We start from the raw sequence: 20,943 nt of genomic DNA, 5'->3' as shown, positions 1-20,943 counted from the left end.
TATAACAGAGGTGATAACATATCAAGAGCCTCTGTCGCGAAACCAATCGCGCGACTCGTCATACCGGAGCGATGCCATGGACCCGAACCCGATCGGATTTCAGCACCACGATCACAGCCATTGCGTCGCGGACGCCGTCGCCGCGGCGGACCGGTCCTGTCGCGAGGCGGGGCTGCAACTGACGCCGGTGCGCAAACGGGCGCTGGAAATCCTGCTTGAGGAACACCGCGCGCTCGGGGCTTATGACGTGCTCGCCCGTCTGGCCGAGGACGGGTTCGGCAGCCAGCCGCCGGTGGCTTACCGCGCGCTCGATTTCCTCACGAAACACGGCTTCGTGCACAAGATCGAGAAGCTCAACGCCTTCATCGCCTGTGCCCACCCCGGCGAGTTGCACACGCCTGCCTTCCTGATCTGCACCACCTGTCAGGCAGTGGCGGAGGCCGAGACAGATCCGTCGCACAGCCTGCTGGCAAACATCGCCGAAACCACCGGCTTTCGCATTTCGCGGGCGGTTCTCGAAGCCGAGGGCACCTGCCCCAATTGTCTGGCGAGTGAAAAGCGATGAGCCTCATTGAGATCGACAATGTGACCCTGCATCTCGGCGGGCGTCTGGTACTGGACGACGTGTCGATGACGGTCGAACCGGGCGAGATCGTGACCATCGTGGGACCGAACGGCTCCGGCAAATCGACGCTGATGAAAGTGGTGATCGGTGCCTTGCAGCCGGACAGCGGTGCCGTCATCCGCAAACCCGGGCTGCGCATCGGCTACGTGCCGCAAAAGCTGCATATCGACCCGACCCTGCCGCTCACCGTACGGCGCTTCCTGTCGCTGCCGAAACGGGTGAGCAACGAAGCCGCCCATGCCGCGCTCGACGATGCCGGTGCGGGCCATCTTTGCATGCGGCAGATGACCGACCTGTCGGGCGGGCAGTTCCAGCGCGTGCTGCTGGCCCGTGCGCTTCTGTCCGAGCCGGATCTCCTGATCCTCGACGAGGCGACACAGGGGTTGGACCAGACCGGCTCCGCCGATTTCTACAGCCAGATCGAGCGGCTACGTCAGAACAAGGGCGTTGCGGTGCTGATGGTCAGCCACGAGCTGCATGTGGTGATGTCCACCTCGGATCGGGTGATCTGTCTTAATGGCCATGTCTGTTGCCATGGCGCGCCGGAACATGTCGCCTCCGCGCCGGAATACCGGGCGCTGTTCGGCACCGGCACGCATGGCGCACTGGCGCTCTACCGGCACGACCACAGCCTTGATCATTGCGATCACGACCATGCGCAGGACCATGCGCATGCGCACACGCATGACCACGGTCAGAACCACAGCCAGAACCAACCGCAGGACAAGGTAACTTCCGCATGAGCCTTCTCGATGACTTTCTGGTCCGGGCGATCCTCGCCGGGATCGGACTTGTGCTGGCCGCAGCCCCCCTCGGCTGTTTTGTCGTCTGGCGGCGAATGGCCTATTTCGGCGATGCCACGGCGCATGCCGCTCTGTTGGGGGTGGCGCTGGCGCTGGCGTTCAACGTGTCGATCTTCGCGGGCGTCCTTGTGATTGCTCTGTTGATGGCGTTCACCGTCTCGACCCTCTCGGGGCGCGGCTTTGCCATGGACACAATGCTGGGCGTGATGGCGCATAGCGCACTGGCCTTCGGGCTTGTTGCCGTGTCCTTCGTTCCCAACGTGCGGGTCGATCTCAACGCCTATCTGTTCGGCGACATTCTCGCCGTCGGGCGCAGCGATCTTGCGGTGATCTGGGGCGGTGCGGTGCTGGTCTCCGTTCTGCTGTACTGGCGCTGGTCGGCACTTTTGACCACGACACTCAACCCCGATCTCGCCATGGCCTCGGGACTTTCGCCCCGGCGCGAACAGTTGATCCTGTCGCTGGCGCTGGCGATGGTCGTCGCGGTGGCGATCAAGGTGGTCGGCACGCTGCTGATTGCCGCGATGCTGTTGATTCCAGCGGCGAGTGCGCGGCCGTTTTCCCGCACGCCGGAGCGCATGGCGCTGATCGCCACGCTCATTGGTATGCTGGCGGTGTTGGGCGGCATTCAGGGCGCGTTCACCTTTGACACGCCGACCGGCCCGACCATCGTGACGGTTGCCGCACTGATCTTCGTGCTGGCCAATCTGGTGCGACTGCTGCGCTCTCAGGTCAAATAAGACCTGAGCGCCGCCTCGACACCCTCGCGACAGATCGTCGTCAGCCAGCGCTCGAAGGCCGCCGCGAACCGCACATCTTCGCCCAGATCGCCATAGATATGGCGCATGGACAGCCAGACCTTCGGCTCATCTTTGGCCTGTGCGGCCAGAGCCCTCAGATCGGACCAGAACGGATCGTTGGGCGCAATCTCGAACCCGTCTTCGCGTGTTCCAAGGCAATAACGCGCCCAAAGCGCAGAGGTCAGCGCCAGCCCCTCCGGCGCGATCCCGCGCGCAAGACAGGCACGGATCGACGGCACGATGAACCCCGGCTGACGCGAGGAACCGTCAAAGGCGACGCGCCGTGTGGTATCGACGATCTTCGGATTGGAGAACCGCTTTTTGATCAGCGCGACATAGGTCTGCGGCGTGAACTCGGGCACAGGCGCGACATGGGGCATGATCTCTTCGCGCTCGACTTTTTCGAACAACTGGCCGATCAGAGGATGCTCCATACAGCCGGAAATCGTCACCACGGAGAGCAACTCCCCGACCGGGGCGATCACCTGATGCCCACCGTTGAGGATGCGAATTTTCATCGTCTCGTAAGAGTGCACATCCTTGGAAAACACCGCCCCCGCCTTGTCCCAGTCGGGACGACCTGCGCAAAACGCATCCTCGATCACCCATTGCCGAAAATTCTCATGCGTGACGGGCACAGCATCCTCGATGCCAAAGCTCTTCGCCAGTTCCAGCTCCTGCGGCCCCGTGGCCGGCACGATGCAATCGACCATGGCGTTGGGAAAACTACACTTGGCATTGATCCAATCCGCCAGATCGGGATCGGAGAGCCGCGCAAGCGACACAACGGTCTGGCGCAGCACCGCGCCATTGCCTTGCAAGTTGTCGCAAGACTGCCCCGTGAAAGGCCCCACCCCGCGATCCCGGCGCAGCTTCAACGCCGCGACCATGGCGCCAAAGGCCGTGCGCGGGCGCCAGGGGTTTTCGGCGTCATGGACAATATCCGGATGCGTGGCGTCAAAACCTTTGGTCGCCGGGTCGATATAGTAGCCGCCCTCCGTGACGGTGAGCGCGACGATGCGAATGTCGGGCTGCGCCATGCGTTCGATCAGCGCGCCGTTGCCGTCTTCGACCGGAACATAGTCGATCATCGCGCCCACGACCTCCGCCGAAGACCCCGCGGGGTCCAGCTCGATCAGTGTGGTCAGATAATCCTGCGCCACAAATTTCTGACGCATCTCCTCATCATAGGGCCGCACACCCGCGCCGACGATGGCCCAATCCTGCGCCAATCCCATCTGCATCAACCGGTGCAGATACCAGGATTGATGCGCGCGGTGGAAATTGCCGAGACCGATATGAACGATGCCGGGCGTGAGCACGCTCCGGTCATACTCCGGGCGCTTGATCGTTTCGGGTAAGTCCCTGAGGGTTATGTTGGATAGTTTCATGATATGCCTCACCTCAGCTCATCCATTGCCCACCGTCGACGTTATCGGTCTGGTCTGCGATGTAATCGGCCTCACCGTTATGAGTGCCGTTTCCCCCGCAAGCCGTGTCATGCGATCCGCAGCCCCTCGGCGTCGAAACGATGAAGATTGGCCTCATTCGGCGTCAGCCAAACGGTGTCGCCATAGGACAGAGACACCTCGCCAGAGGCGCGCACTGTCAGAGGCGCCTCAAAACCGTTGACCGTGACGTGAAAGAAGGTGTCGGAGCCCAGATGTTCGGACACGCCAATCTCACCCTTCCACGCGCCGCCTTCGGTCGAAATCACAAGGTGTTCGGGACGGATGCCGATGGTGGTCGCGCCATGTTTGGCCGCCTCTGCCCCGGTGATCAGGTTCATTTTTGGCGAACCGATGAAGCCCGCGACGAAGACATTTCGGGGGCGATTATAGAGTTCAAGCGGAGAGCCGACCTGTTCGATATTGCCGGCACGCAGGACGACGATCTTGTCGGCCATGGTCATGGCTTCGACCTGATCGTGGGTGACGTAGACCATCGTGGTGGCGAGGCGTTTGTGCAGCTCGGAGATTTCCAATCGCATCCCCACCCGCAGCGCGGCGTCGAGGTTGGAAAGCGGTTCATCGAACAGAAACGCCGCCGGTTCACGCACGATGGCGCGGCCGATGGCGACGCGCTGACGCTGACCGCCCGACAGTTGCCCGGGCTTGCGGTCAAGATAATCGGTGAGGTTGAGCGCCTTGGCGGCGGATTCGATCCGGCGCTCCTGTTCGTCTTGCGGCAGACCCGCCATTTTCATCGGAAAGGCGATGTTCTTGCGCACGGACATATGGGGATAGAGCGCGTAAGACTGGAACACCATCGCCAGACCGCGTTTCGCGGGCGGCAGGTTGGTGGCGTCTTCGCGGTCGATACGGATCTGGCCACCTGAGACATCTTCGAGCCCTGCGATCAGGCGCAACAATGTGGATTTGCCGCAGCCCGACGGGCCGACGAAGACCACGAATTCGCCATCTTCGATGGTCAGGTCCAGGGGCGGAATGACTTCGATGTCGCCGAAGGCCTTGCGCACTTTATCAAGTGTGATGCGTCCCATGTCGAAGGTCCTTTTCTTATTTCACAGCATTATTTAACTGCGCCGAAGGTCAGGCCCCGGACGAGTTGTTTCTGGCTGAACCAGCCCATGATCAGGATCGGCGCGATGGCCATGGTGGAGGCGGCGGAAAGCTTGGCGTAGAACAGGCCCTCGGGACTTGAGTAGCTGGCGATGAAAGCCGTGAGGGGGGCTGCTTTCGCGGCGGTCAGGTTGAGGGTCCAGAACGCTTCATTCCACGCGAGAATGATGTTCAACAGCACCGTCGAGGCCATGCCGGGGATCGCCATCGGCGTCAGCACATGGATGATCTCCGAACGAAGACTCGCCCCGTCCATCCGAGCAGCTTCGAGAATTTCACCGGGTATTTCCTTGAAATAGGTGTAGAGCATCCAGACGATGATCGGCAGGTTGATGAGCGTCAGAACGATCACCAGACCGATGCGCGTATCCAAGAGGCCAAGGTCGCGGAACAACAGGTAAATCGGGACCAAAACGCCAACGGGCGGCAGCATCTTGGTCGAGAGCATCCACATCAAAACGTCTTTGGTGCGCTTGGCGGGCACGAAGGCCATCGACCATGCGGCAGGCACCGCGATGATCAGACCCAAAAGCGTCGAGCCGCCGGAGATGATGACCGAGTTCATGAAGTGCCGGAAGTAATTCGAGCGCTCCTGCACCGTGGCGTAATTCTCCACCGTCCAATCGAAGTTGAACCAGACGGGCGGATCGGCGATGGCGGCGGCCTCGGTCTTGAACGAGGTCAGGATGGTCCAGAGGATCGGGAAAAAGATCGCGATGCCGATGGCCCATGCGAAGACAGTTGTGATCAGTTTGCGCCGGGTTGAAACGGAACGTGCCATGGGATCACCTCCTTACGCGTCGAGATTCTTGCCGATCATCCGCATCAGGAAGATCGCAACGATATTGGCGAGGATGATGGCGACGACGCCACCGGCGGAGCCACCGCCCACATCGAATTGCAGCAGAGACTGCATGTAGATGAGGTAGGTGAGGTTCGTGGACGCCGTGCCCGGACCGCCGTTGGTGGTCACAAGGATCTCGGCGAAAACCGACAAGAGGAAAATCGTCTGGATCAGGATCACCACGGTGATCGCGCGGGCCAGATGCGGCAGCATGATGTACCAGAACCGCTTGATCCACGGCGCTCCGTCCATCTCAGCCGCCTCGAGTTGTTCCTGATCGAGAGACTGCAAAGCCGTCAGCAGGATCAGCGTCGCAAAGGGCAGCCATTGCCAGCTTACAATCCCGATGATCGAGGCCAGAGGGGCCGAGGACAGGAAATCAAAGGGCTGCAACCCCAGCGCCTTGGCGGCATGGGCAAAGAGACCGTTCACCGGGTTCATGAACATGTTCTTCCACACCAGCGCCGAGACGGTCGGCATGACAAAGAACGGCGCGATGACCAGAATGCGCACGATACCCTGACCGAAAAACGGCTGATCGAGCAAAAGCGCCAAAAGGATGCCGCCGATCACGGTGACCACCAGGACACCGACCACCAGCGCGATCGTGTTCCAAAGCGCGGCAAAGAAGGCAGGGTCGGTGAGGAAAAAGCGATAATTCGTGAGCCCGGTGAATTCCTCCATCCCCGGCATCAACAGGTTGTAGCGCAGGAACGAGAAATAGAGTGTCATCGACAGCGGGATCAGCATCCAGCCCAAGAGCAAAAGAACAGCGGGCGAGATCATGAGCCGCGCGCTCATGCGGGAATGTTTCGTGGCCATGACAGGTGCCTCGGCGATCAGAGGGAAAAATGCGGGCCGGAACTGGGGACCGGCCCGCGAGGAGGACGGTTTACTTGATGTATCCGGCCTTCATCATCTCACGCTCGGTGAGTTTCTGTGCATTGTCCAAAGCCTGTTCGGCGCTCATCTGACCGGCCAGAGCCGCAGAGAATTGCTGGCCGACAGCGGTGCCAATGCCCTGAAATTCCGGGATCGCGACGAATTGCACGCCCACGTAAGGCACTTCATCCACGGTCGGATGTTTCGGGTCCGCCGAGAGGATGGATTCGAGCGTCATCTTGGCGAACGGCACGGCCTGATACTCCGGGTTCTCGTAAAGCGACTGACGCGTGCCCGGCGGCACATTGGCCCAACCTTCTTTGGACGCGACCAACGCAGTGTAGTCTTTCGACGTCGCCCATTCGACAAAGGCCTTCGCTGCATCGACTTTCTGCGTGCCCGCCGGAATGCCGAGGTTCCACGCCCAAAGCCAGTTGCCACGCGGGCCAAGACCGTTGTCCGGTGCCTGCGCGAAGCCGACGCTGTCGGCCACCTGGCTGTCGTTCGGGTTGGTCACGAAAGAGGCCGCAACGGTGGCGTCGATCCACATGCCGCATTTGCCGGTCTGGAACAGCGCGAGGTTCTCGTTGAACCCGTTGCCCGACGCGCCCGGAGGACCGTAATTGTTCATCAGCTCAAGATAGTCATTGAGCGTGTTGGCCCAGGCCTCGGTGTTGAACTGCGGCTGCCAGTCCATATCGAACCAGCGCGCACCGTAGGAGTTGGCCATCGCCGAGAGGAACGCCATGTTCTCGCCCCAGCCCGCCTTGCCGCGCAGGCAGATGCCGTAGACTTCGTTGTCCTTGTCGGTCATCGCAGCGGCGGCTTCTTTGATGAAAGCCCAGGTCGGGGCGTCGGGCATCTCAAGACCCGCCTTTTCCATCAGGTCGGTGCGATACATCACCATCGAGCTCTCGCCATAAAACGGCGCAGCGTAAAGCTCGTCATCGACGGTCAGGCCATCGCGGATCGCGGGCAGAAGATCGTCGACGTCATAGCTCTCCGGCAGATCATTGAGCGACACAAGCCAGCCACGCTCACCCCAGATCGGCACCTCATAGGTCCCGATGGTCATCACGTCGAACTGCCCGCCTTTGGTGGCCACATCCTGCGTCACCCGTTGGCGCAGCACGTTTTCCTCCAACGTGACCCACTCCACTTCGATGTCGGGATGTTTGGCGTAAAAATCGTCCATCAGACCCTGCATGCGGATCATGTCGCCGTTGTTGACGGTGGCAACCGTGATGATTTCGGAAGTGGCCCCTGTCGCCAATGCAGCAAGAGCGCACGCCCCCATGAGGGCGCGGAAAGTCGTGTTCATGATATCCTCCCATTAGATTTGAGCATTTGCCCATATCATGAACTAATGCTCATATATGTGCGTGGGTCTGTCAAGGTGCTTTCCACCCACACGATTTTTCCGGAGAATATTACTTGGAAATCAATTCTCTGGCCGTTTCCTCATCGGTGAACAGCCCGGCCAGGAGCCTCCCCTGAAGCGCCGCGCGCAGGGCGGGAACCTTGCTTGCCCCCGCACCGACGCAATAGACCGGCATGCGGCCCTCGGGCACCTGCACCCCGACCATGCGGTGGTTCACGGGGTGGTCGAGATAGCGCCCGTCGCGGTCGAAAATATGTCCGCAGATCTCCCCCACCCCACCGGCGGTGCGCAGATCGGTGAGCTCTCCGGCGGTCAGGAAGCCGTCGACGTAGAGCGGCGCGTCATCCCCGAGCTGGCCGATGCCGACAATGGCGAGATCGGCAGATTTCGCCAGCGCCCGCGAGGCCTTCACATGTGGCAGGGACCGATAGAGCGCCAGCTCCACATCGTCGCGCGCCGAGACCGGAGCGGACATCGGATAATGCCGCGCGCGGGTCTTTTCGGCGAAGCGCATGATCACCTCGTAAAACGAGGCGGAACCGTCCGGGGCGACATTGCCGATCAGGGAGACCAGCTTGTGATGCGCGCCCTCGACCGTGCGCAGATGCTCGACCACGGTCTTGAGCGTCCGCCCGGTGCCAAGCGCAAAGACCTTGGGCCCCTCCGCCTCGAAGATCCGTTCAAGCTCCGGCGCGACGAAAGGCGCAAGGCCCAGAAGCGGGTCGCTCCCCGCGGCAAGCGCCGGAGAGACGCGGGCCTGCTCCAGCCCGAACCGTGCCTTCAGCGCCCGTTCGAGATCGAGACAGGCCGCGATCGGATGTTCGATGCGCACCCGGATCAACCCCTCCGCCGAAGCCCGCGCCACGAGGCGCTGTGCGCGTTGACGCGAGATGCCGAGTTGTTGCGCGATCTGGTCCTGGGTCAGGCCGCCGACAAAGGACAACCATGCCGCCCGAGCCGCCATGTCACGGGGGGACACTTCGCTCTCCTCGGACAGACCTTGTGGCTTAAGCTGCATGCTTGGGATCCTTGTTCAGAAGCTGCGGGGCAGCATGGAAGAATTCCCCGAAACTTGCAAACACGCGATGCGGGGTGGCGTCGGCAGGCAGGGCGAGATCGAGCCCGGCGAGATGGCTCCCGCCGGTGAAGCGCCAGACGGTCATGCCCGCGGCGAGCCCGGCCTGCACCCCGGCGAGCGAATCCTCGATCACGAGGCAACGGCTTGGTTCGACAGAGAATTTCTCCGCCACACGGAGAAAGAGATCGGGCGCCGGTTTGCCATGAACCACCTCGGAAGCGGTGGTCGCACAGCCCTCGAACAGGTCGTTCAGCCCCGCGATTTCAAGGGATTCGCACAGGCGCGGCGGACTCGAGCTGGTGGCCAGCGCATAGGGCACGGCAAGCCGTTCGACAACCTCGCGCACACCCGGGACCGGCACGAGGGCGGCCCGGAATCCGTCGATCAGCCGGGCGCGATACCCGGTTTCGAAGCCGTCGGGGAGGGCAACCTGGAAGGCGTCGCGGATGGTCCTGAGCACGGTCGGATAGCTGCGGCCCAGAAAATGCTCCGCGACATAGGCCGTGTCGATCTCGACACCATATGCGGCCAGTTCCGCGATCAACATGCGGGCGGAAATCACCTCGCTGTCGATCAGGACCCCGTCGCAATCGAAAATCACCAGATCGAACATCGCCGCCTCCCCTTCGGGCCGACTATGCCAGAGCGGTCGGGATCATCCAAGTTCCAGAGTGGCGACGCCGAACAGGGTTTCGGGATGGCCCGGCGCGGGCGGCTCTCCGCGATACATGCGCGCGGTCTCGAAAGTGATCTGCCAATCGCTCTCGACCAGCGTGTTACGAAAGCCGGACTGCATCTCCGGCACATCGAGGATGGCCGTGCCCTGACCGAGCGCGGCACAGGCGGCGGCGATCAGGCGCAGGGCACTGTCCTCATCGGGAGCAACGAGCGGGCCGATCTTGCACCCTTCCCGACACAGACGCGCGGTGGCGAAACCGAGCGGGCCGTCGTGGCCATCGAGCACCATAGTGCGACGGGTTTCGGTATCGCCGAACCAGCCGGAGAGAAACCGCGGGCGCAGAAAACCGTTGGCCAGAAGGTCGAGCCCGCCGAGATCGGCAAGGTCCGTATGGGAGACGGGGCGGATATTGGCATCCTCCTGCGCCGTCACAGCGCCTTCAAACCGCGCCGTCGTGCCGGTTTTGACGAACCCCGAGCGGGCGTAATTGTCCTGTTGCGCGGCGACGCCATCGAGACCGACGGTGCGGTCGCCCGCGTGGTCGAGCGCGTGCTGCCAGAGTTTCAGTCCGATGCCCCGCCCGCGATATTTCGGGCGACAGATGTAGAGCCCAAGGAAAGCAAACCCCGGACAATGATTGACCACAGAGATCGCGGCGACGAGGCCGCTTTTCTTTTCGGCGACGAAAAACCCGTTCTGGTCGGCATTGGCGAAAGGGTCCGCGTCGTCAAGCCCGGGGTTCCAGCCCTCTTCCGCCGCCCAGTCGAGCAGGGTGGCGACTTCGGCAGCGCTGGCGGTGCGCAGGATCAAATCAACGCCTCCTTGAGGGATTTCGGCACCGAGGGCTGATCGCGCAGATCGAGCGAGGTCAGAAGGTCGAGCAGGTGGTGTTTCATCATTTCCTCGGCCGCCGCGCCGTCATGACGGGCGAGCGCCTTGATCAGTGCGTCATGGGCATGGCTTTCACAAAGTGCTGTACGCCGCTGCCAATAGAGCGCGATGATCAGCGAGGAGCGGGAGACGAGCTGGGCAATGAAATCGGCAACTGTGGTCTGATCGGCAATGCGGGCGATCTCGACATGGAATTTGCCGGAAAGATGCAGCGCACGGCCCGTGTCGCCCGCGTGCAGCGCCGCGTGTTCCTCGTCGATGTGCCGTTGCAGAATTTCGACGTCTTCGGGCGTGGCGCGTTCGGCGGCGGAGCGGGCGGTGCGCGGCTCCAGCAAGGCGCGGGCCTCGAACACCTCGCGCGCCTCCTTGACGGAGGGCTGGGCGACAAACGCGCCGCGGTTGCGTTTCAATTCGACGAGATGGTCATGGGCGAGCTGTTGCAGCGCCGCGCGCACCACGGTGCGGCTGACACCGTAGATCTCGCCCACCTCGTCCTCGCTGAGCTTCATGCCCGGGGAGAGCCGGTGTTCGTGGATCGCCATGGCGAGACTTTCCGCAACCCGCGCGCTTCCGCTTTCTTTCTGCTCAACCGGCTCCACCATGACATCGTCCTTCGTCTTCTGATCGGTCTACTTTCCGCCCCGGGCACTGATTCTCAAGTCCGGGGGTGGAAAAATATCGTCCACATTATTGTATACAATAATAGCGCATAATTAATGCACTCTTATGTACGACGCGCCCAATCGACAGGCATTTCGCGTTCCGCAGGGTCAGGAGGACGAAAAAATCTTCGGGCTTGCAGGAAACCGGCTCAGCGTCGGCACATCGAAACGCAGACAAGGCGGACAGACATGCGCTCTGGACAAGATCTCGAACTCGTACATCTGACCAAACGCTATGGCGACACGGTCGCCGTGAGGGATGTGAATTACGTGTTTCACAACGGCACCTATGTGTGCCTGCTGGGGCCGTCCGGCTGTGGCAAGTCGACGACATTGCGGATGATAGCAGGGCATGAAAGCGTCTCCGACGGCTCGATCGTGCTCGACGGGCTGGACATTGCCCATCTGCCCCCCGCGAAACGCGGTACGGCGATGATGTTCCAGTCTTACGCATTGTTCCCGCATCTCTCGGTGCGCGACAACGTGGCGTTTTCGCTTCGGATGAGGGGCGTCGACAAGCCGAGCCGCCATAAGGCCGCCGACGAGATGCTGGAGCTGGTCCATATGACCAGCTTTGCCCAGCGCCTGCCCGCGCAACTCTCCGGCGGCCAGCAACAGCGCGTCGCTTTGGCCCGCGCTCTGGTGACGAAACCGCGGGTTCTGTTGCTCGACGAACCTTTGTCGGCGCTCGATCCCTTTCTGCGGATCAAGGTGCGTGCCGAGTTGAAACGTCTGCAACGCGAATTGGGCATCACCTTCATCCACGTCACCCACGGGCAGGACGAAGCACTGGCGCTCGCCGACGAGATCGTCGTGATGAACAATGCGGTGATCGAACAGGCAGGGGCCGCGCGCGACGTGTGGAACGCGCCGAAAACCGAATTCGTGGCGCGGTTCATGGGCGGGCATAATGTCATTTCGCTGGATGGGGCCAAGGTGGCGCTTCGGGCCGATGAGGTCGTTCTGGGCGATCACGGCCTGTCGGCCACGGTGACCTCCGTCGAATATCAGGGCGCACATGTGGCGATGACCTCGATGACCGAGGCGGGCGAAGAGGTTTTGGCGCTCGTGCCCGAGAGCACCTTCTATGCGAATCCGAAAAATCCGGGCGATGCGGTCAGCCTCGCCTGGGACGAGGGGCGGGCCCACCGCCTCCAGGCTTAACTCTACGATCCATCCAACAAGGGAAGAATCACATGTCTAAAATGCGTTACTCGCGCCGTGCGGTGCTCAAGGGCGGTGCGGCCGCCGTCGCGGCCTCGGCCCTTCCGGCGCCCATGGTCTGGGCTCAGGAGATCAAGGACATCACGCTGCGCCAGTTCGGCACCGGCGTGTCGAACCTCAACGATGTGGCCAATAAGGTGAAGGAAGACCTTGGCTTCACGCTTGAGATGACCGCGCTCGACTCTGACTCGGTGACCCAGCGCGCCGCGACCCAGCCCGACAGCTTCGACATCGCTGACATCGAATATTGGATCTGTAAAAAGGTTTGGCCGACCGGCAACCTTCAGGCGATGGATGTGTCGAAGATCGCGAATTACGACAAGATCGTCGGCATTTTCAAAGACGGCAAACTGACCCCTGAAAGCGTGATCGCACAGGGCACCGCGCCGCATACCGTCGGCTTTGTCGAGGGCGAAGGATCAAAGACCTTTGCCAAAGAACAGACCAACTGGATGACTCTCATCCCGACGATCTACAACGCCGACACGCTGGGCATCCGCCCGGACCTGATCGGGCGTCCGATCGAGAGCTGGACCGAACTCCTGAACCCGGAGTTCAAAGGCAAGGCCTCGATCCTCGACATTTCCTCCATCGGCATCATGGATATGGCGATGGTCTGCGAAGCCATGGGTGAAATCCAGTATGGCGACAAGGGCAACATGACCCGCGAAGAGATCGACAAGACCATGGCGATCTTCACCGAAGCCAAAAAGAACGGACAGTTCCGCGCCTTCTGGAAAACCTTCGATGAGAGCGTCAACCTGATGGCCTCGGGCGAAGTCGTGATCCAGTCGATGTGGTCGCCGGCGATCACCGCTGTGAAATCCCGCGGCATCGAATGCGTCTACCAGCCGCTGAAAGAGGGGTATCGGAGCTGGGGCGGCGGCATCGGCCTGTCGGCGAACCTGTCCGGCATGGCGCTGGATGCGGCCTATGAATACATCAACTGGTATCTCTCCGGCTGGGTCGGTGGCTACCTGATGCGCCAAGGCTATTACTCCGCAGTGCCGGAAACCTCGAAAGAGTTCATGTCCGAGAACGAGTGGGGTTACTGGTTCGAAGGCAAACCCGCGACCGACGTCATCACCTCACCCACTGGCGACGTTCTGGCGCAGGCGGGCGAGACGCGCGATGGCGGGGCCTTCTATGACCGCATGGGGCATGTGGCCTGCTGGAACTCCGTCATGGACGAGAACCAGTATATGGTTCGCAAATGGAACGAGTTCATCGCGTCCTAAGTCAAAGAGGGGGCGCTGCCCCCTCCACCGTGCAGGCGTTGCGCCTGCACGTCTCCTCCCCCGGGATATTTTGAGACGAAAGAAACCAAGCGATGCTCAAAAACCGTCATATCCAGGGCTGGCTTCAAGCCTCGCCCCTGACCCTGATACTGATCGGATTTCTGATCCTGCCGATCATCACCATCGTCGTGGTGAGCTTCTGGCAGGCCACCGAGTTTTCGATCATCCCGGGGTTTTCCTTTGAGAATTACGAATTTCTGTTCGGCTCTCCGGTGACCTACAAAGTCTTCTTCGCGACGTTCAAATACGCCGCGATCACATGGGCGATGACGCTCGCGATCGGGTTTACGGTCGCCTATTATCTCGCCTTTCACATCCAGAACCAGACGACACAGATCGCGCTGTTTCTCCTTTGCACCATCCCGTTCTGGACCTCGAACATCATTCGGATGATTTCGTGGATTCCGTTCCTCGGGCGCAACGGCATCGCCAACTCGATGCTGCAAAGCTGGGGCATCACGGATCAGCCATTGGAGTGGCTCTTGTATTCCGATTTCTCGGTGATCCTGGCCTTTGTGCATCTTTACACGCTCTTCATGGTGGTGCCGATATTCAACACGATGACGCGGATTGATCATTCCCTGATCGAAGCGGCGCGCGACAATGGCGCGAGCGGGTTTCAGACCCTGACCCATGTGATTTTGCCGCTCACGAAGCCCGGCATCATGATCGGGACGATCTTTGTCCTGACGCTTGTGATGGGCGATTTCATCACCGTGCGGTTCATGTCCGGGTCGCAAAAGGCCAACGTCGGACGGCTGATTTCGAACGACATCGCGCTGTTGCAATACCCGTCCGCCGCCGCCACCGCCGTGATCCTTTTGATCACCGTCCTGATCGTGATCGGCATCCTGTTGCGCTTCGTCGATATTCGGAAGGAACTCTGAGCCATGGAAAAGAAATCGAAATCCTTCTACGTGCTGACCGCCTTCTTCGCGCTGTTCATCCTGTTCCTGTACGGCCCCACCCTGACCATCGGCATTCTGTCGTTCCAAGGCCCCGGCGGAGGTCTGACCTTCCCGATGCAGGGCACTTCGCTCAACTGGTTCCGCGAGTTGTTTCAGGAACAGGCCGTAGGTGACATCTGGGGCAGTTTCCGCCGCTCCTTCGCGCTCGGCCTGATGGTCATGGTGACGACCGTCGTGGTCTCCGTCATGGGCGGCTTTGCCTTCCGCAAACGCTTCTATGGTTCCGGCATATTGTTCTATCTGATCATCGCCTCGCTGGTGATCCCCTCGATCCTGATCTCTTTGGGCGTCGGCCTCATCTTCAACCAGTTAGGGTTGAAAATTCACTGGGCCACCTCGGGGTTCGGGTCGCAGCTCACCTGGACCCTGCCCTTTGGCCTGTTGATCATGTTCGCCGTGTTCAACCGCTTTGACAAATCCTTCGAGGAAGCCGCCCGCGACCAAGGTGCCTCCCCTTGGCAAACCGTGCGCTATGTGGTTCTTCCGATCATCGCGCCCTCGCTGATCGGGGTGGGACTGTTTGGCTTTACGCTCTCTTATGATGAGTTCGCGCGCACGCTGTTGACCGCCGGGTCCTACAACACCCTGCCTCTGGAGATTTTCGGGATGACCACCAATGTGACCACGCCGGTGATCTATGCGCTCGGCACGCTCACGACTCTTTTTTCCCTGCTGATCATCGGGGCGTTTCTCTTGACCGTCTGGGTCCTTGGCAAACGCCGGGCGCGGTTCGGGTCGGACGCGGGACAAGGGGTCTGAGGTGAAGCTCCTCTTTCTCAATCCGAATTCGACCGTGGCAATGACCGAGAGCGTCGTGACAACCGCACGGGCGGTCCTCCCGGAGGCGGAGATCCTCGGCTGGACCAATAGCGACGGCCCGCCCGCCATTCAGGGGCCCGAGGACGGCGACGCCGCCCTGCCCGGGCTTCTGGCGCTTTTGCCAAAGGCGCGGGAGGCAGGTGTCGAGGTCATCGTGATCGCCTGTTTCGACGATACCGGACTTGAGGAGCTGCGCGCCAAGGCACATTGCCCGGTGATCGGCATCGGACAAGCGGCCTATCACATGGCGCTCCTGATGGGGCAAAGCTATGGCGTGGTGACCACCATGGCCGGATCGGTGCCGGTGATCGAGGGCAACATCGAGCGGCTTGGGTTTGAGGGCGCCTGTCTCGGGGTCGTGCCGTCAAACATTCCGGTTCTCGACGTGGAAGAAGGCCGCCCGGACGTGCTTGAAAAGCTCTCCGACGAGATCAGGACCATGGGTGCACGCGGCGCGGGCAGTGTCATTCTCGGATGTGCGGGCATGACGACGCATCACGCGGCGCTGAGCCTGTCGACCGGGGTGACGCTGATCGACGGGGTGCGGGCCGCGACGGTGCTGGCCGAGGCTCTGGTGCGGATGGGCCGCAGCTCAGTGTGATGCGCTCCAGGTCGCGTTGGCACGCAGCAGAAGACTGTCCTCTGCGGGTTGCGGCACCTCGACCGGAAGCGCGGCAATGGCCACTGAGGCCTCGTAGCTCAACCCGAGCACGCGCAGCATCGCCGCCACGAAGGCCGCGACATCGACCTCTTCGCCGTCCATCAGACGCCGCAACACGGCGATTGCGCCGCTTTCCATCAGGTCGAAGATCAGCCCCTCCGGGATCGGCCTGAATTCCCCGGCCTCAATGGCGCTCGACACGAAACCCGGCGCGGTTTCCTTCAAAAGGTTCGAAAAGCTGTAACTCTGATGCCCGAGCCGGGCGGAGAATTCGAGGAACAGCTTGTTCTGGCGCGCCACTTCGATGAAGGCGCGCAGGCCAAAGGCGACACGTTCGGCGGGCGGGCGGTCGAAATCGACCGAATCCTTGACCAGCAACACCAGCTCGCGTTTGAGCATCACCCGCGCGGCGTCGAGCACATCCTCGATGGTGTCGAAATAATTGTAGAACGTGCCGCGCGACACCCCGGCCTGACGCACCACATGGTCGATCACCGTGCCGTTCAGCCCACGTTCCGCAAACACCATGATCGCCGCCTCGCACAGCCGCTCGCGGGTCTTTTCGCGGCGCGTCTGACCGATGCGGGTGCGGTGATCGAGAGGGTTGGGACAACCCTTGGTCATGCGCCTGTCTCCTTCTCCGGCCTCACGCTGAAGACGAGGCAATAGAGCGCGGGGGCGAAAAGAAGCGTGATCAGCGTGCCCGCGATGATGCCGCCCATCATGGCATAGGCCATCGGCCCCCAAAACACCTGACGCGAGATCGGGATCAGCGCCAGAGATGCGGCTGCGGCAGTCAGGAGAATCGGACGCGCGCGGCTGTCGGAGGCTTCGAACACCGCCTGCCAACGCGATTTGCCCTCGGCACGCAGGTCCTCGATGGCCTGAACGAGGATGATCGAGTTGCGCATCAGGATACCGATCAGGGCGAGGACGCCCAGAAGCGCGACAAAACCCATCGGCGCATGGGCCGACAGCAGGGAGGCCACCACACCGATCAGGCCCAGAGGCGCGACGGCGAGCACGACGAACATCAGGCGGAAGCTCTGCACCTGCATCATCGTCAGCGTCAGCATGATCAGGATCATGATCGGCATCACCGCCATGATCGGCGCCTGACTTTCCGAACTGCTCTCGACCGTGCCCCCCACCTCGACCGAATAGCCACGCGGCAGGGTCTCGGCAAAGGCCGCCACGCGCGGCGCGAGATCGGTGACGATGGTGGCGGGCAGGGCGTCGGTGGCAATCGCCGCCTTGACGGTGATCACCGGTTCGCGGTCCTCCTGACGGATCAGCGGCTGTTCGGTCACCCAATCCAGCGTCGCAATGGAGGACAGCGGGATGGACACGCCCTGGGTGTTGGCGAATTGCAGACTTTCGAGCGCGGAAAGCGTCTGGCGATCCTCATCGGCACCGCGGATTTCCACGTTGATCAGATCGCGCCCCTGACGGATCTGGGTCACGGTGGTGCCCTCGAACAGCGAGGCCAGAACCCCCGCCACATCGGATTGCGTCAGTCCGAGCTGGCGCATCCGGGCCTGATCGAGATCGACACGCACCACGCGGCTCGGCTCATTCCAGTCGGGCGCGATGGACATCAGCCGCTCGTCACCGGCCATCACCGCGGCGAAATCGCGGGCGTGATCGCGCAGCTCGGCATAATCCGGCCCGGAAATCCGGTATTGCACCGGCTTGCCCACCGGCGGGCCAAGCTCGAAGGTCTTGGGATAGAATTCCGTGCCGGGCTGAGCGTCGGAATAGGCGCGCACCTTGGCGATCAGACGGTCGCGCGCCTCCAGGTCAGACGTCACGATCAGAAGCTGCCCGATGTTGGGACCAGGTGTCAGCGCTTCCAGCGTCAGGATCACACGCGGCGCACCGGTGCCGACATAGCTGGTCCAGTAGCTCACTTCGTCCTGCTGGCCGAGCCAGGTTTCGAACCCGGCGATGGCGCTGTCAGTGGCGTAAATGCTGGCATTCTGGCGCAGGGTCACATCGACCAGAACCTCGGGGCGGTCCGAGCTTGGGAAGAACTGTTGTTCGACCTTGCTCATGCCGACGACAGAGACCGCGAAGGCCAGAAAGGTGATCAGCACGGTGAGGATCCTGAACCGCATCGACAGGCGCAGCAGGTGATGGAAACGACGACGCAGCCAGCCGGGCTCGCCATGTTCGTGTTTCCACTTCTTCGGCAACAGGGTCGCGCCGAGTACCGGGGCAAACAGCACCGCGACGATCCAGCTCAACACCAGAGAAATCGCGATCACATAGAACAGCGTGCGGGTGTATTCCCCGGCGTTCGAGTTGTTAAGCCCGATCGGGATGAAGCCCGCCGTGGTGATCAGCGTGCCGGTCAGCATCGGCCAGGCGATGGTGGTCCAGGCGTAGGACGCCGCCTTGCGCCGCCCCTCGCCGCGTTCCAGCCGGGAGATCATGGTCTCGATGGCGATCATCGCATCGTCGACCAGAAGGCCCAGCGCGATGATCAGCGCGCCGAGGGAAATCCGCTGAAGCGTAATACCCATGACCTCCATGAACACGAAGGTGAGCGCCAGCACGAGCGGGATCGTCAGGCTGACGACAAAGCCCGCGCGCATGCCCAGAGAGACGAAACTCACGGCCAGAACGATCACCACCGCTTCGATCAGCGCCTGCACGAAATGGCCAACCGACTCCTCGACCACCTTCGGCTGATCGGCGACGTGATGCACGTCGATGCCGATCGGCAGGGCGGCGGTCAGTTCGGTCATCAGCGCATCCACGGCGGTGCCGAAATCGAGGATATTGCCACCATCGCGCATGCCGATCTTGAGCCCGATGGCGGGCTGGCCGTTGTAACGGAACAATGCCGAGGGCGGATCCTCGTAGCCTTCGGTCACCTCGCCCACATCGGCGAGGGTGAAGAAGATGTCGCCCGAGCGCAGCGGCGCCTGCGCCAGCGCCTCGGCACTGTCGAACTGGCCGGAGACGCGCAGCAGAATGTTTTCACCGGCAGTCGAAATCATACCGGAAGAGACGATCTCGTTCTGGGCCGAGAGCGAGGCGAGCACGCTTTGCACCTCAAGTCCGAACGCGGCGAGACGACGAGAGGAGAATTCGATGCGGATCACCTGATCGCGGGTACCAAACAGCTCGACCTTGCCCGCGTTGTCGATTTTCTCGACCTCGTCGCGGATGTCCTCGACATAATCCTTCAACTCCTCGGGTGCAAAGCCGTCGGAGGTAAAGGCATAGACCGTGCCGAATACGTCTCCGAAATCGTCATTGAAGGCAAACCCCTGGAATTCCTGCGGGAAATCAACCTGAATGTCCGACATCATCTGCCGCACGCGGATCCAGGACGGGGTGATCTGATCGGAGGGAATGTCATCGCGCAGGTCGACATAGACCATAGCGATGCCGGGATAGGTCACGGAACGCGTGCCATCGAGCGCGGGCAGTTCCTGCAACTTGCGCTCGATGCGGTCGGTCACCTGGGTGACGGTTTCCTCGGCGGTCGCGCCCGGAAGGCTGGCGGTCACCACCATGGTGCGGATGGTGAAGGCCGGATCTTCCTCGCGGCCGAGTTTCATGTAGCTGAGCGTGCCCGCGACCACCGCCACGATCATCATGAACCAGATGAAGGAGCGATGCCCCAGCGCCCAATCGGACAGGTTGAACCCTTTCATTGCAGCCGCTCCCCAACCTTCTGGCCCTCTGCGAGCGCATGTACGCCCCGCACCACGATCTCATCTCCCTCGGTCAGCCCCGAGGCAATCACCACACGCGTCCCGATGCTCCGCCCGACCGTCACCGGCACGAAATGGACAGTCCGCCCGGCATCGTCCCCCGCCTCCTCGACCCGCCAGACGCCCGGAGCCTCGTCGGTCCCCGCGATCGCGGTCTGCGGCAGGGTCATCACGGGGGCCGCGTTGCTGTCGTAGGTCGCGGTGATCAGCGTCCCGATGCGGTAATCCTCCGGCGGGTTGTCGAGCGTCAGACGAAGCCTGCGGGTCTCCAGACTGGTTTCCGCGACCGGTTCGATCACGCTCAAGGTGGCGGCCACCGGATCGACGCCCGCGGAGCGGTGCCGCACGATGAAACCGGCGTGATCCGGGATCACCATGGCAAAGCTTTCGGGCACGTCGATGATCGCTTCGCGGCCCAGAGGATCGGCCATCTCGACGACGCTCACCCCGGAACTCACCAAGGTGCCGGGTTCGACCTCCGTGCTCAGGATGATACCATCGCGCGGCGCGCTCAGATGGCCGTAACGCGCGGCTTCCTCGGTCTGTGCCAGATCGGCACGGGCGCTGTCGGCCTTGGCGGTTGCGGCATCGCGGGCCGCACGGGCCGCTTCGATCTGTGCCGTGGAGGCGACATTCCGGACGAGCAAAGCCTCGATCCGTTCATATTGCGACTGGGCGAATTCCGCCTGCGCCTCGGCGGCGGAGAGCGCGGCCTGAGCCACGGCGACATCCTGCGCCAGCGTGATCTGGTCGAGCGTGGCGATGACCTGCCCTTCGGTCACCCGATCCCCGGCATCGACATCGAGTGTCGCCAGACGACCGCTGGTCTGGAACGCCAGAGCGGTGACATCCTGGCCGCGGATCACGCCGGAGAACTGACGCTCCGCCGCCGGATCGGCGGACAGGAATTCGGTGATCACCGGACGCGGCACCTCCGGCACGGTTACCTCTTCGGCGATGCCCGCGCTGACCGACAGGCAAAGCGCGGTCGTCAGCATGGCTCTTTGCAAAAGGCTCA

At 62.0% G+C, this 20,943-nt stretch carries 20 protein-coding genes; 8 read left to right on the top strand and 12 right to left on the bottom strand.

What is annotated here, in order from left to right; genetic code table 11:
* Positions 1-76: 76 nt before the first annotated feature.
* The 3 genes from NH195_RS02185 to NH195_RS02175 are packed head-to-tail and all read left to right on the top strand — an operon-like array spanning position 77 to position 2,168.
* Complete coding sequence (locus NH195_RS02185) at positions 77-565, top strand: Fur family transcriptional regulator (protein ID WP_066702424.1); 489 nt, start codon at positions 77-79, stop codon at positions 563-565.
* Positions 562-1,368: a metal ABC transporter ATP-binding protein gene (locus tag NH195_RS02180; protein WP_066702422.1), complete on the top strand. Its 807-nt coding sequence runs from the start codon at positions 562-564 to the stop codon at positions 1,366-1,368. Before NH195_RS02185 ends, NH195_RS02180 begins: the two co-directional genes overlap by 4 nt.
* Positions 1,365-2,168, top strand: coding sequence for a metal ABC transporter permease (locus NH195_RS02175; protein ID WP_066702419.1), 804 nt, complete (start codon positions 1,365-1,367; stop codon positions 2,166-2,168). The genes NH195_RS02180 and NH195_RS02175 overlap by 4 nt, the downstream gene beginning before the upstream one ends.
* On the opposite strand, the gene NH195_RS02170 is transcribed toward NH195_RS02175, so the two are convergent.
* From NH195_RS02170 to NH195_RS02130, 9 genes are all read right to left on the bottom strand, one after another.
* Positions 2,156-3,619: a mannitol dehydrogenase family protein gene (locus tag NH195_RS02170; protein WP_066702415.1), complete on the bottom strand. Its 1,464-nt coding sequence runs from the start codon at positions 3,617-3,619 to the stop codon at positions 2,156-2,158. The genes NH195_RS02175 and NH195_RS02170 overlap by 13 nt on opposite strands.
* A 107-nt stretch (positions 3,620-3,726) precedes the next feature.
* Entirely contained in the window at positions 3,727-4,731 is a 1,005-nt protein-coding gene (locus NH195_RS02165; RefSeq protein WP_066702412.1) for an ABC transporter ATP-binding protein, read from the bottom strand.
* Positions 4,732-4,760: 29 nt separating this feature from the next.
* A complete protein-coding gene (locus NH195_RS02160; protein ID WP_066702409.1) occupies positions 4,761-5,591 on the bottom strand; it encodes a carbohydrate ABC transporter permease in 831 nt (276 codons plus the stop codon).
* 12 nt (positions 5,592-5,603) lie between these two features.
* Positions 5,604-6,476: a carbohydrate ABC transporter permease gene (locus tag NH195_RS02155; protein ID WP_066702406.1), complete on the bottom strand. Its 873-nt coding sequence runs from the start codon at positions 6,474-6,476 to the stop codon at positions 5,604-5,606.
* Positions 6,477-6,546: 70 nt separating this feature from the next.
* Complete coding sequence (locus NH195_RS02150; protein ID WP_066702403.1) at positions 6,547-7,857, bottom strand: ABC transporter substrate-binding protein; 1,311 nt, start codon at positions 7,855-7,857, stop codon at positions 6,547-6,549.
* Positions 7,858-7,966: 109 nt separating this feature from the next.
* On the bottom strand, positions 7,967-8,935 hold the full coding sequence (locus NH195_RS02145; RefSeq protein ID WP_066702400.1) for a sugar-binding transcriptional regulator: 969 nt from the start codon (positions 8,933-8,935) through the stop codon (positions 7,967-7,969).
* The gene (locus tag NH195_RS02140; RefSeq protein WP_066702396.1) at positions 8,925-9,608 is read right to left on the bottom strand and encodes an HAD family hydrolase; all 684 of its coding nucleotides are present in this window, start codon (positions 9,606-9,608) and stop codon (positions 8,925-8,927) included. The genes NH195_RS02145 and NH195_RS02140 overlap by 11 nt, the downstream gene beginning before the upstream one ends.
* Before the next feature lie 42 nt (positions 9,609-9,650).
* Positions 9,651-10,484: a GNAT family N-acetyltransferase gene (locus NH195_RS02135; protein ID WP_155846057.1), complete on the bottom strand. Its 834-nt coding sequence runs from the start codon at positions 10,482-10,484 to the stop codon at positions 9,651-9,653.
* Positions 10,481-11,167 (bottom strand): GntR family transcriptional regulator, encoded by a 687-nt coding sequence (locus NH195_RS02130; RefSeq protein WP_066702395.1) that lies wholly within the window; start codon positions 11,165-11,167, stop codon positions 10,481-10,483. The genes NH195_RS02135 and NH195_RS02130 overlap by 4 nt, the downstream gene beginning before the upstream one ends.
* Positions 11,168-11,416: 249 nt before the next feature.
* Between NH195_RS02130 and NH195_RS02125 the strand changes: the two genes are divergently transcribed.
* The 5 genes from NH195_RS02125 (at position 11,417) to NH195_RS02105 (ending at position 16,137) form a co-directional block, all read left to right on the top strand.
* Entirely contained in the window at positions 11,417-12,391 is a 975-nt protein-coding gene (locus tag NH195_RS02125; protein ID WP_066702392.1) for an ABC transporter ATP-binding protein, read from the top strand.
* A gap of 32 nt (positions 12,392-12,423) precedes the next feature.
* Positions 12,424-13,689 (top strand): ABC transporter substrate-binding protein, encoded by a 1,266-nt coding sequence (locus tag NH195_RS02120; protein ID WP_066702389.1) that lies wholly within the window; start codon positions 12,424-12,426, stop codon positions 13,687-13,689.
* Between the two features lie 92 nt (positions 13,690-13,781).
* Entirely contained in the window at positions 13,782-14,636 is an 855-nt protein-coding gene (locus tag NH195_RS02115; RefSeq protein WP_066702386.1) for an ABC transporter permease, read from the top strand.
* 3 nt (positions 14,637-14,639) lie between these two features.
* The gene (locus tag NH195_RS02110; protein WP_066702383.1) at positions 14,640-15,476 is read left to right on the top strand and encodes an ABC transporter permease; all 837 of its coding nucleotides are present in this window, start codon (positions 14,640-14,642) and stop codon (positions 15,474-15,476) included.
* A gap of 1 nt (position 15,477) precedes the next feature.
* Positions 15,478-16,137 carry an aspartate/glutamate racemase family protein gene (locus NH195_RS02105; RefSeq protein ID WP_066702381.1) on the top strand — a complete coding sequence of 220 codons (660 nt, stop codon included), beginning with the start codon at positions 15,478-15,480 and terminating at the stop codon, positions 16,135-16,137.
* Here NH195_RS02105 and NH195_RS02100 read toward each other — a convergent pair.
* Genes NH195_RS02100 through NH195_RS02090 form a run of 3 tightly spaced genes read right to left on the bottom strand, consistent with a single transcriptional unit; the run spans position 16,129 to position 20,923 of the window.
* A complete protein-coding gene (locus NH195_RS02100; RefSeq protein ID WP_066702379.1) occupies positions 16,129-16,821 on the bottom strand; it encodes a TetR/AcrR family transcriptional regulator in 693 nt (230 codons plus the stop codon). The genes NH195_RS02105 and NH195_RS02100 overlap by 9 nt on opposite strands.
* Positions 16,818-19,865, bottom strand: a complete 3,048-nt coding sequence (locus tag NH195_RS02095) for an efflux RND transporter permease subunit (protein WP_066702376.1) — start codon at positions 19,863-19,865, stop codon at positions 16,818-16,820. The genes NH195_RS02100 and NH195_RS02095 overlap by 4 nt, the downstream gene beginning before the upstream one ends.
* Positions 19,862-20,923, bottom strand: a complete 1,062-nt coding sequence (locus tag NH195_RS02090; protein WP_066702373.1) for an efflux RND transporter periplasmic adaptor subunit — start codon at positions 20,921-20,923, stop codon at positions 19,862-19,864. The genes NH195_RS02095 and NH195_RS02090 overlap by 4 nt, the downstream gene beginning before the upstream one ends.
* Between the last annotated feature and the right edge of the window lie 20 nt (positions 20,924-20,943).

It is taken from the genome of Celeribacter ethanolicus, assembly GCF_001550095.1.
In the GTDB taxonomy this organism is placed as follows: domain Bacteria; phylum Pseudomonadota; class Alphaproteobacteria; order Rhodobacterales; family Rhodobacteraceae; genus Celeribacter; species Celeribacter ethanolicus.
This window is presented reverse-complemented; position numbering and strand designations above follow the sequence as displayed.

Bases quoted from the DNA above. Each gene is read 5' to 3' on its own strand.
- NH195_RS02130 (WP_066702395.1), bottom strand. From the start codon at position 11,167: ATGGTGGAGCCGGTTGAGCAGAAAGAAAGCGGAAGCGCGCGGGTTGCG.
- NH195_RS02155 (WP_066702406.1), bottom strand. From the start codon at position 6,476: ATGGCCACGAAACATTCCCGCATGAGCGCGCGGCTCATGATCTCGCCC.
- NH195_RS02120 (WP_066702389.1), top strand. From the start codon at position 12,424: ATGTCTAAAATGCGTTACTCGCGCCGTGCGGTGCTCAAGGGCGGTGCG.
- NH195_RS02180 (WP_066702422.1), top strand. From the start codon at position 562: ATGAGCCTCATTGAGATCGACAATGTGACCCTGCATCTCGGCGGGCGT.
- NH195_RS02125 (WP_066702392.1), top strand. From the start codon at position 11,417: ATGCGCTCTGGACAAGATCTCGAACTCGTACATCTGACCAAACGCTAT.
- NH195_RS02095 (WP_066702376.1), bottom strand. From the start codon at position 19,865: ATGAAAGGGTTCAACCTGTCCGATTGGGCGCTGGGGCATCGCTCCTTC.
- NH195_RS02150 (WP_066702403.1), bottom strand. From the start codon at position 7,857: ATGAACACGACTTTCCGCGCCCTCATGGGGGCGTGCGCTCTTGCTGCA.
- NH195_RS02090 (WP_066702373.1), bottom strand. From the start codon at position 20,923: ATGCTGACGACCGCGCTTTGCCTGTCGGTCAGCGCGGGCATCGCCGAA.
- NH195_RS02145 (WP_066702400.1), bottom strand. From the start codon at position 8,935: ATGCAGCTTAAGCCACAAGGTCTGTCCGAGGAGAGCGAAGTGTCCCCC.
- NH195_RS02175 (WP_066702419.1), top strand. From the start codon at position 1,365: ATGAGCCTTCTCGATGACTTTCTGGTCCGGGCGATCCTCGCCGGGATC.
- NH195_RS02115 (WP_066702386.1), top strand. From the start codon at position 13,782: ATGCTCAAAAACCGTCATATCCAGGGCTGGCTTCAAGCCTCGCCCCTG.
- NH195_RS02170 (WP_066702415.1), bottom strand. From the start codon at position 3,619: ATGAAACTATCCAACATAACCCTCAGGGACTTACCCGAAACGATCAAG.
- NH195_RS02100 (WP_066702379.1), bottom strand. From the start codon at position 16,821: ATGACCAAGGGTTGTCCCAACCCTCTCGATCACCGCACCCGCATCGGT.
- NH195_RS02110 (WP_066702383.1), top strand. From the start codon at position 14,640: ATGGAAAAGAAATCGAAATCCTTCTACGTGCTGACCGCCTTCTTCGCG.
- NH195_RS02165 (WP_066702412.1), bottom strand. From the start codon at position 4,731: ATGGGACGCATCACACTTGATAAAGTGCGCAAGGCCTTCGGCGACATC.
- NH195_RS02185 (WP_066702424.1), top strand. From the start codon at position 77: ATGGACCCGAACCCGATCGGATTTCAGCACCACGATCACAGCCATTGC.
- NH195_RS02160 (WP_066702409.1), bottom strand. From the start codon at position 5,591: ATGGCACGTTCCGTTTCAACCCGGCGCAAACTGATCACAACTGTCTTC.
- NH195_RS02140 (WP_066702396.1), bottom strand. From the start codon at position 9,608: ATGTTCGATCTGGTGATTTTCGATTGCGACGGGGTCCTGATCGACAGC.